The following is a 7,280-nucleotide window of genomic DNA, read 5'->3' as shown; positions in this document are numbered from 1 at the left end:
AGGGCGGCTCCGTGGGATGCATCCCCTGCGGGCCGCCGTTTTTTCTACTTTCCCAATCTCGACCCTCTCCCTAAAAGGGAGAGGGGACATGCGGCGGCCCTCACCCCCAAGCTGTGATGACGTAGGGGCGGGTCTCCTGACCCGCCCGTTTTCTTATTATAAGGTAGCCCTCACCCCTAGCCCCTCTCCCACGGGGAGAGGGGGACCGCTTCACCCCTCACCACGGCCTGCGCTCGCTGGCCTTCCACGGGGAGAAGGGCTCTACCGCTCCCGCTTGCGGGCCACCAGCCACACGATAATGCCGATGACCACCACTGCGGGCAGGGCGTAGATGACCAGGAATACCAGGCTCTTGAACAGGAGCCACACGACCAGAATGGCCAGGATCAGGATGCCGAAGGCGATGAGCGTGCCCTTGCTTCCGGTCAGACGTTTCATCTTCCCTCCCCGGACGGCGGTGCTACCGCCTGTTCGCGCGGCCGATGAGGTAAAAAATGACCGCTACGACGACGAGCGGCCCCAAAATCCACTTCAAAAGAAACCAGAACAGGCCGAAGAAAAGGCCGAATATCCCGGCGATGATGCCCACGAGCACGATGAGGCCGATGCCGACCAGCGCCAGGGGGAAGATCAATCCCGCCAAGAGGCACCCGGCACCCTCAGAGCTTCCGGTCATTGTTTTCTCCGGACCCGATGGGTCTCACGGCGGCGCGCAACGATGTAGACGATCAACCCCACCAGCAAAAGCGGCCCCAGAATCCAGCGCAGGAAAATCCAGAGCGACCAGAAGATTGAGCTCACCAGCGAAAAGGCGCCGACGACGGCCAGGAGGCCGATAATGACCTTGGCGCCCGTGGACAGCCCGCCGGTGCCGCTCATGAGGGAACCCCCCGGATTAGATCCGCCCCCCGTTCGTAAGTGCCGTGGAACTATACCGCCCGGTGGAACAAGGGGTTTAAACCCCTTGTCTCACCCCCTTGTCGCACCGCCCGGCTCAAATCCCTGATGAACAAGGGGCTTAAGCCCCTTGTCTTAGGGGCGGGCGTCCACACCCGCCCACCCGACTCAGATGTCCAGCGCGAAGGTGAGTTTCAGGAAAAGGATGTGCTCCGTCTCCTCGCGGGTCGTGGGCTGGAGGAGGTTGTACACCAGGTAAATGTAGCTGCCCGGGAGGTAGTTGTAGGCCAGAAGGGCGTTTAGCTCCTCCCGCCCGCCGAATGTGTTGCGCTGCGTAAAGACCCGCAGCCACACCTCGTCAATGAACTTCGCGGTCATGCCGAGGTTCACGTACCAGTGCCGGCCCTCCCACCCGAGGTCGTCCATCCCCGGGGCTCCGAGGATGTCCTTGTCCGCCAGCTTCTCGAACTCGATCCCCCCCTCGAAGGTTAGCCCCGAGACCGGCGCGTAGGAGTAAGTCAGCTCCCAGTAGTTGAGGTCGTACCCGTAGAAGTCGCCGCCGACGTAGGTCAGCCCCAGGCCCGAGTAGCGGTCCAGGTTGAACCCCAGGGTACTGGAATAGGTGCCGTTCTGGTAGGAGTACCGCTCGGTCTCGGAAAGCTCCTCACGCTTCCCCCCCCAGGGTATCCAGGTCCGTGTAGGGCAGGTAGCCCATCTCGGCGTCGAACTTGGGTTGCACCTGCTGGGCCTTAATCCCGATCATCCAGCTGGGGTCGTTCCACTCGGCGCCCACGTACCAGGCGTAGTCGTCCACCTCACGCTCAGGGTTCGTCTCATAGGCGAACTCACCCGTGGCCTGGAGCCCGAAATCCGTGGCCCAGCTGAAATCCAGCCCCAGCGTGGTGTCGTTTATCGGATCGGCCACCGTCACGTACTCCCAGTCGAATGGTCCGTGCGACTCGATGGTCATCCGCTCGCGCTGGAACTTGTTGACTACCGTGAGCCCCACGGCGCTCGACTCGAATATGTCGTGGGTCAGGCGCACCGCCGCCACGTTGGCGTTGAACCGGTCCATCCACCAGTCGCCGCGGTAGAACGTCATGTCGGCCTTGTCGGCCACGGTGCCCTCCACGTCGAGGAGGTAGTAGCGCAGGCCGCCGAGCTTGCCGTAGAGCTTCCCGGCGTAGTAGATGTCCTGGAGCCTCCGGGAGTAGAAAAGCTCCAGCGGCAGATCGAAGAGGGACTTGCCGTCGCGGAAGAAGGGCCGCTTCTCGTCGAGGTACAGCTCGTCACGGGAGAGGTTCAGCTCGTCCAGGTCGCTCTCGATCTGGGCGTAATCGGGGTTGATGCTGCCGACGATGCTCATCGCCGGGAAGGGGCGGAAATCCACGTCTATCCCGCCCGAGAAGGTGTCCTCCACCCCGGTCTTGATGAGGGTGGGGTCTTCCCAGACGATGGCGTCTTCCACGTCGTTCCACTGCCGCTTGGCCGTGCCGTAGGGCACGAAGCTCACGGTCACGGGCATCTCCAGGTCCCGGATGCCCTCCAGCCGGCCGAATTTGCTCACCTTGTAAAGGTTGGTATCCAGGTTGCTCCAGATGGAGGACTCGTCGTTGGGAACCTCGTTGCGCCAGAAGTCTATCCCCCAGCCGTCGGTGGGATCCACGTAGTGCAGCTCCCGCCAGGGTATCCTGAGCTCGGCCACCCAGCGGTCCTCCTCGACGCCCGCCGCCGCCTTCCAGTCCCCGTCCCAGGCGCTGTCTATGTACTGGCCGTCCTGAGTGAAGTACGCGTCGTAGCGGGTGCCCAGGGGGTTGACCACGAGCATGTACGCCGAGCGGCCGTCGTCGAAGCTGTCCAGAAAGACGGTGAACGAGTCGTCCAGCCACAGGGGGTCGTCGCGGTACACCATATCGGCGACGATATCGTCCACATTGGTCTCGTAGCAGGCCACGCCGATGTAGAGGGCGTCGTCGTCGTAGAGGACGCGCACCAGGGTTTGCTGGGAGGCGGGCCAGGGGAGGCCGACCCCGCGGTAGACGAAGCCCGTCGTCGCCTCGGCCTGGGTCCAGCCGATGTCGGTCAGTCGGCCGTCAATTATGGGCGGAACCTGGGTCCGGACCGCCGTGACCTGGCGCGCCGAGACGCTCGTCACGGCGCATAGAAGCGCGAACAGGACAACGAATCGTGCCGCGGTCTTCATCAGGCGACCCCCGGAAGCTGATCGTTTGAGGAATTTTTTACGATTATAGCACGAAGAACCGGCTCGTCTCCCTGCGGGGGCGAGAGGTATCGCGCTATACCGACTGAAACCGGCGGCCGGGAAGGCGGCCTACGTCCCCGCGCTCACTCCGCCTCCGGCCCCGCAACCGGCGTGGACCTCGTAGCTGACCTCGACCTCGTAGTCCACATGGGTAAAAATGGAGTTTCTGGCGTAAGCCTGCCGGGCGGCGACCATGTCGGTCCCCGCTTCGAGATACAGTCGGTAGATCTGGCCCGTCACGTGCTCCATGCGGTTCACGTGCTGGGTGGCGTTGAAGGTCGTCACGGCCGTCATGTTCGTGCCGGGAGCCAACATGATGACGATGACCTGCGGCCGGGCATGTTCTTGGTTGCTCGTCGTCTTGGGCGCGTCGGGACCCCAGACCTCGCCGGAATCGGCGCCGGTCAGGAGGATCAGGGCGACCAGCGTGAAGATCGAAATCAGGACCTTTCTCATATCGCTCCTTCGTGGGGGTGGTTTTTCCCAGCCTAAAGGATTAGTATACGGAAGAAACCATCCGCATAGCAAGCCTGTGAACCGAACCATGGAAAACCCCGACCGCTTCAGCAATTTTCCCCCCTCTCCCCGGTACATCCAGATCGAGACCACCACAGCCTGCAACGCCGCCTGCCCCTTCTGCCGTCAGAAGGACATCGAGCGGGGCCCGGTGAAAATGAAGGAGCACATCTGGCGGAAAATCATCGGCGAGACCCGCGGCTTGGGCGTCACGTACCGCCCATTCCTGCAGAACGAGCCGCTGTGCGACATCCGGCTGGAGAAGATCGTCGGGTTCATCAAGCGGGATCCCACGGCGCGGGTGGAGCTCAACACCAACGGCGAGCTTCTGCCCGAAAAGAGGGCGCGCGCGCTCCTTGCGCTCTGCCTCGACGAGGTCCGCTTCTCCATTGACGCCTTCTCGACCGGGGCTTACGAAGAAACGCGGCCCGGAATAAACCGCAACGCGGTCTACGAGCGCGTCACCCGTTTCTGCGTGCTCGCCAAAGACACCGCTTGCGCCACCCACGTGCGGATGATCGAGATGCCCGAGAACGCGGGCGAGCGGGACGAGTTCAGGCGATACTGGGAGCCGCTGGCCGACCGGGTGGAGTTCGTGCCGCTCTACCGCTGGCCCTGGTCCGGCCAGACCGAGGAAGAAACAGTCTGCTCCCGCTGCGACGCCTACGGGCACCTTGAGTGGGAACCGCCGGGCAAGCGTTAGGGTGGAGCTTCTAGGCCCCGCCGCGGGCGACCGTGGACGGTCGCCCCTAAATCGTGCAATTGCCGTTGGGCGGGGGCTCTGTACCCCGCCTTTTTTACCCCCCTCCCTAGCCCGTAGGCGAGCCTCCCCCCAGAGGGGGGAGGGGATATAAGGTAGCCCTCACCCCAGCCCCGTCGGCGCGCCGCTCCCACGGGGAGAGGGGGGCCGCTTCGCCCCTCACATCGGTCCGCGCCTCGCAGGTTGTGATGACGTAGGAGCGGGTGTCCACACCCGCCCGGTGACGATTGAATCCTAAATGTAGGGCGGGGACTATAGTCCCCGCCGTTCTCAACCCCGACCCTCACCCTAACACGTAGACGCGCCTCTCCCTGGAAGGGAGAGGGGACCGCAACACCCCCCCTCCCTACCCCCCCCCAGAGGTGGGAGGGGACATGCGCAGCCCTCATCCCCATCTCCTCTCCCGCGGGGAGAGGGAAGCTTTACTTGGCGCGACGGTGATTTTGTGCTATTTTATTCCCCGCGGGCGGACCGGACGGCCGCGGTGCGAGGGGGCCGAACTAGAGACCTAGTCTCCAAGCGGCTCGCTAAAAAAACGCTCCGAGGAAAGTCCGAACTCCGCAGGGCAGGACGCCGGGTAACACCCGGGGCCCGCAAGGGTACGGAAAGTGCAACAGAAAGCAAACCGCCCAAGTCCGGCCCACAGGACCGGCAAGCCGGCCTACAAGACCGGCGAACCGGTCGCCGGACCGGCAAGGGTGAAACGGTGGGGTAAGAGCCCACCAGCGGCGGCGGTGACGCCGTCGGCTCGGTAAACCCCGTCTGGAGCAAGACCGAATAGGGAACCCCCAGAGGTGGCCCGCCTCGCGCCGTAATGGTCGGGGTTCCGGGTAGGTCGCTGGAGTCCCGGAGTAATCCGGGACGTAAGATGGATGGCCGTCACCCCGTCGGAGGGGAAACCCGCTCGTACGAAGGGGTACAAAATTCGGCTTACAGGTCCGCCCGCAAAAAAACCGCCCCGCAAGGCGGTCTTTTTTTATCTCGGCGCGGCAATCGAAAGCCTTATCGCACGTTGACCTCGACGCTCCCCGATGCGGTGTCGAACCGAATGAACTCCAGCGCGACCCTGTCGGGCTCCCGCCGGAAGTCGGTGTAATCCAGCCACTCCTCGAACCAGACCAGGCCCCCGTACTTCCATCCGACGGCGGTGACGCGGACCGAGTCGCCGTCGTCGCCGATGAGCTCGATCCCACCGCTGCGCCACTCGACGGATAGCAGGGTCGCGCCGGCCGGGTCGAGCTCCACCTTGTGCAGGTATTGGGGATCCACGTCCACCCCCCCGCCGATGAAGCCGCAGGCCGTAAAGAGCACCGCGAAAAAGGGGAAAAATCTCATCAAACCTCCTCGGTGAACGCCTCTTTTTAACTCAGGGATTCACCCCCTTTGATACGAGGCGGATGGAGGCGGTTTCACGCGACGGCCCGGCCGTCAGTCGGCCGGTGCATCCCGGTCTCCACCGAGGCTCACTCTTTGGACTGCTCCTGGCGCGGATCGAAGAAGCCCTCGGGCTTCGCCGGCTCCACCGCCACCGCCCCCCGGGCGACCAGGAGATCCGCCAGCTCCCCACGTCGGGCATAGAAGCCCAGGTAGTACGACTCGCCCCCCGGCGGCGTCCCCTCGATACGATCGGTGACGTCCACCACCAGCGCCTGATAGTCCGCCATCCGGGGATCCGAGAGGACGAGCTGCTGGGCGAAGGCAAGCTCGGCCCAGGTGTAGTCCGTCGTCGCCCGCCGACCGGCGATCCAGTCCTCGATCTGGTCCCGGGTGCCGGGCAGGGGGCGGATGACTATTAGGCCCGGTTCCCGGCGGAACACCGCCTCCGCGTCGCCCACTTCGTGGCCCGGCCGAAATTCGTCCGTACGCACTCCGTGCAGGGCGACCTCGACGGTGCACAGCCCATAGTAGTCAATGAGCGGCAGATCGGAGAAATAGCCCAGACGTCCCGTGGCCCCGCTCGCCAGCCAGGTTCCCGGCGGGACGTTGTCGTGCAGCCAGCCGGAGCTGGCCGGCTCCAGAAACTCCTTCGGGTGGCGGACGCGCGTCACCGCCGTCAGACCGAACCAGGCCGCGGTCCAGAGCGCCAGGAAGACGGAGAGCAGAACCGGGAAAAGCCTGCGCGGGGCGAGCGCGCCGAACAGTTCGTCCACCCCGCCCACCGCCAGCACGACGAGGAGGAGATACGCGGGCAAGAGAAAGCGGTAGTACCCCATCATATCGCCGCCGGTGTAAACGGTGAACCCGGTCACCGCCGCCAGGAGGAAAAGGAGCAGACCGGGCTCGGATCGGTTCCAGTGCCGGATCACCCCGTAGACCGCCAGGAAGGCCAAAAGGATGATCGGCGTCCCCCACATCCAGTTGAAGACGAACTTGAGGCCACCCAGGATATGGGCCAACGACCCTCCGGCCTTGACGATGGCCGGCAACGGCAGGAGGAGACCGTAGTAGAACAGTCGGAACACGAGCTGCGCCAGCGGCAGGCCCAGCGCGGGTATTAAATCCCGCCAATCCGCGCCCGTCTCCGTCTTCCGGCGCCGCATCCAGATATGGTGCACCGCGAAGAAGAGGGTGTAGGCCAGCCCCTCGGTGCGCGTGAGCGCCAGAAGGCCGAGCCAGAGTCCGGTCCAGGGGAAGCGCCGGGGCGGCGCTCGCAGGTAGGAATGGACCGCCGCCAGAAGGAGGGCGCTGAACAAGGCCGTCTCCAGCCCCGACCCGGAGTGGTAGCTCAACGGGAAGTACAACGCCGCCAGAACCGCCCCGAGCAGGGGGAGGTGGGGTTTTCGTCGGGTCAAACGGTTCAGGATGGACCAGACGAGGATGATGACCAGCGCCCCGGCGACGAGC

Annotated in this window: 9 protein-coding genes and 1 other RNA gene; 2 read left to right on the top strand and 8 right to left on the bottom strand. The window is 64.5% G+C overall.

Annotated features, from left to right (window positions below; genetic code table 11):
* Nucleotides 1-261: 261 nt before the first annotated feature.
* The 6 genes from NTW26_05805 to NTW26_05780 form a co-directional block, all read right to left on the bottom strand.
* Complete coding sequence (locus tag NTW26_05805; protein MCX7021776.1) at nucleotides 262-438, bottom strand: hypothetical protein; 177 nt, start codon at nucleotides 436-438, stop codon at nucleotides 262-264.
* A 22-nt stretch (nucleotides 439-460) separates the two neighbouring features.
* Nucleotides 461-676, bottom strand: a complete 216-nt coding sequence (locus NTW26_05800; protein ID MCX7021775.1) for a hypothetical protein — start codon at nucleotides 674-676, stop codon at nucleotides 461-463.
* Complete coding sequence (locus NTW26_05795; protein MCX7021774.1) at nucleotides 673-879, bottom strand: hypothetical protein; 207 nt, start codon at nucleotides 877-879, stop codon at nucleotides 673-675. Before NTW26_05795 ends, NTW26_05800 begins: the two co-directional genes overlap by 4 nt.
* Nucleotides 880-1,065: 186 nt before the next feature.
* Complete coding sequence (locus NTW26_05790) at nucleotides 1,066-1,323, bottom strand: hypothetical protein (GenBank protein MCX7021773.1); 258 nt, start codon at nucleotides 1,321-1,323, stop codon at nucleotides 1,066-1,068.
* A 238-nt stretch (nucleotides 1,324-1,561) separates the two neighbouring features.
* Complete coding sequence (locus NTW26_05785) at nucleotides 1,562-3,100, bottom strand: DUF5916 domain-containing protein (GenBank protein ID MCX7021772.1); 1,539 nt, start codon at nucleotides 3,098-3,100, stop codon at nucleotides 1,562-1,564.
* Between the two features lie 129 nt (nucleotides 3,101-3,229).
* Nucleotides 3,230-3,616, bottom strand: coding sequence for a hypothetical protein (locus NTW26_05780; protein MCX7021771.1), 387 nt, complete (start codon nucleotides 3,614-3,616; stop codon nucleotides 3,230-3,232).
* An 88-nt stretch (nucleotides 3,617-3,704) separates the two neighbouring features.
* On the opposite strand from NTW26_05780, the gene NTW26_05775 reads away from it, so the two are divergent.
* Nucleotides 3,705-4,379: a radical SAM protein gene (locus NTW26_05775; protein MCX7021770.1), complete on the top strand. Its 675-nt coding sequence runs from the start codon at nucleotides 3,705-3,707 to the stop codon at nucleotides 4,377-4,379.
* A gap of 520 nt (nucleotides 4,380-4,899) precedes the next feature.
* Nucleotides 4,900-5,385, top strand: an RNA gene (rnpB, locus tag NTW26_05770) — RNase P RNA component class A.
* A 53-nt stretch (nucleotides 5,386-5,438) separates the two neighbouring features.
* Here rnpB and NTW26_05765 read toward each other — a convergent pair.
* Both NTW26_05765 and NTW26_05760 read right to left on the bottom strand, forming a co-directional pair.
* Nucleotides 5,439-5,771, bottom strand: a complete 333-nt coding sequence (locus tag NTW26_05765; protein MCX7021769.1) for a hypothetical protein — start codon at nucleotides 5,769-5,771, stop codon at nucleotides 5,439-5,441.
* A gap of 128 nt (nucleotides 5,772-5,899) precedes the next feature.
* A partial coding sequence (locus NTW26_05760) for a hypothetical protein (GenBank protein ID MCX7021768.1) occupies nucleotides 5,900-7,280 on the bottom strand: 1,381 nt, incomplete at its 5' end.

The sequence above is a fragment of the bacterium genome (assembly GCA_026398675.1).
Taxonomy (GTDB): Bacteria; RBG-13-66-14; RBG-13-66-14; order RBG-13-66-14; family RBG-13-66-14; genus RBG-13-66-14.
This window is presented reverse-complemented; position numbering and strand designations above follow the sequence as displayed.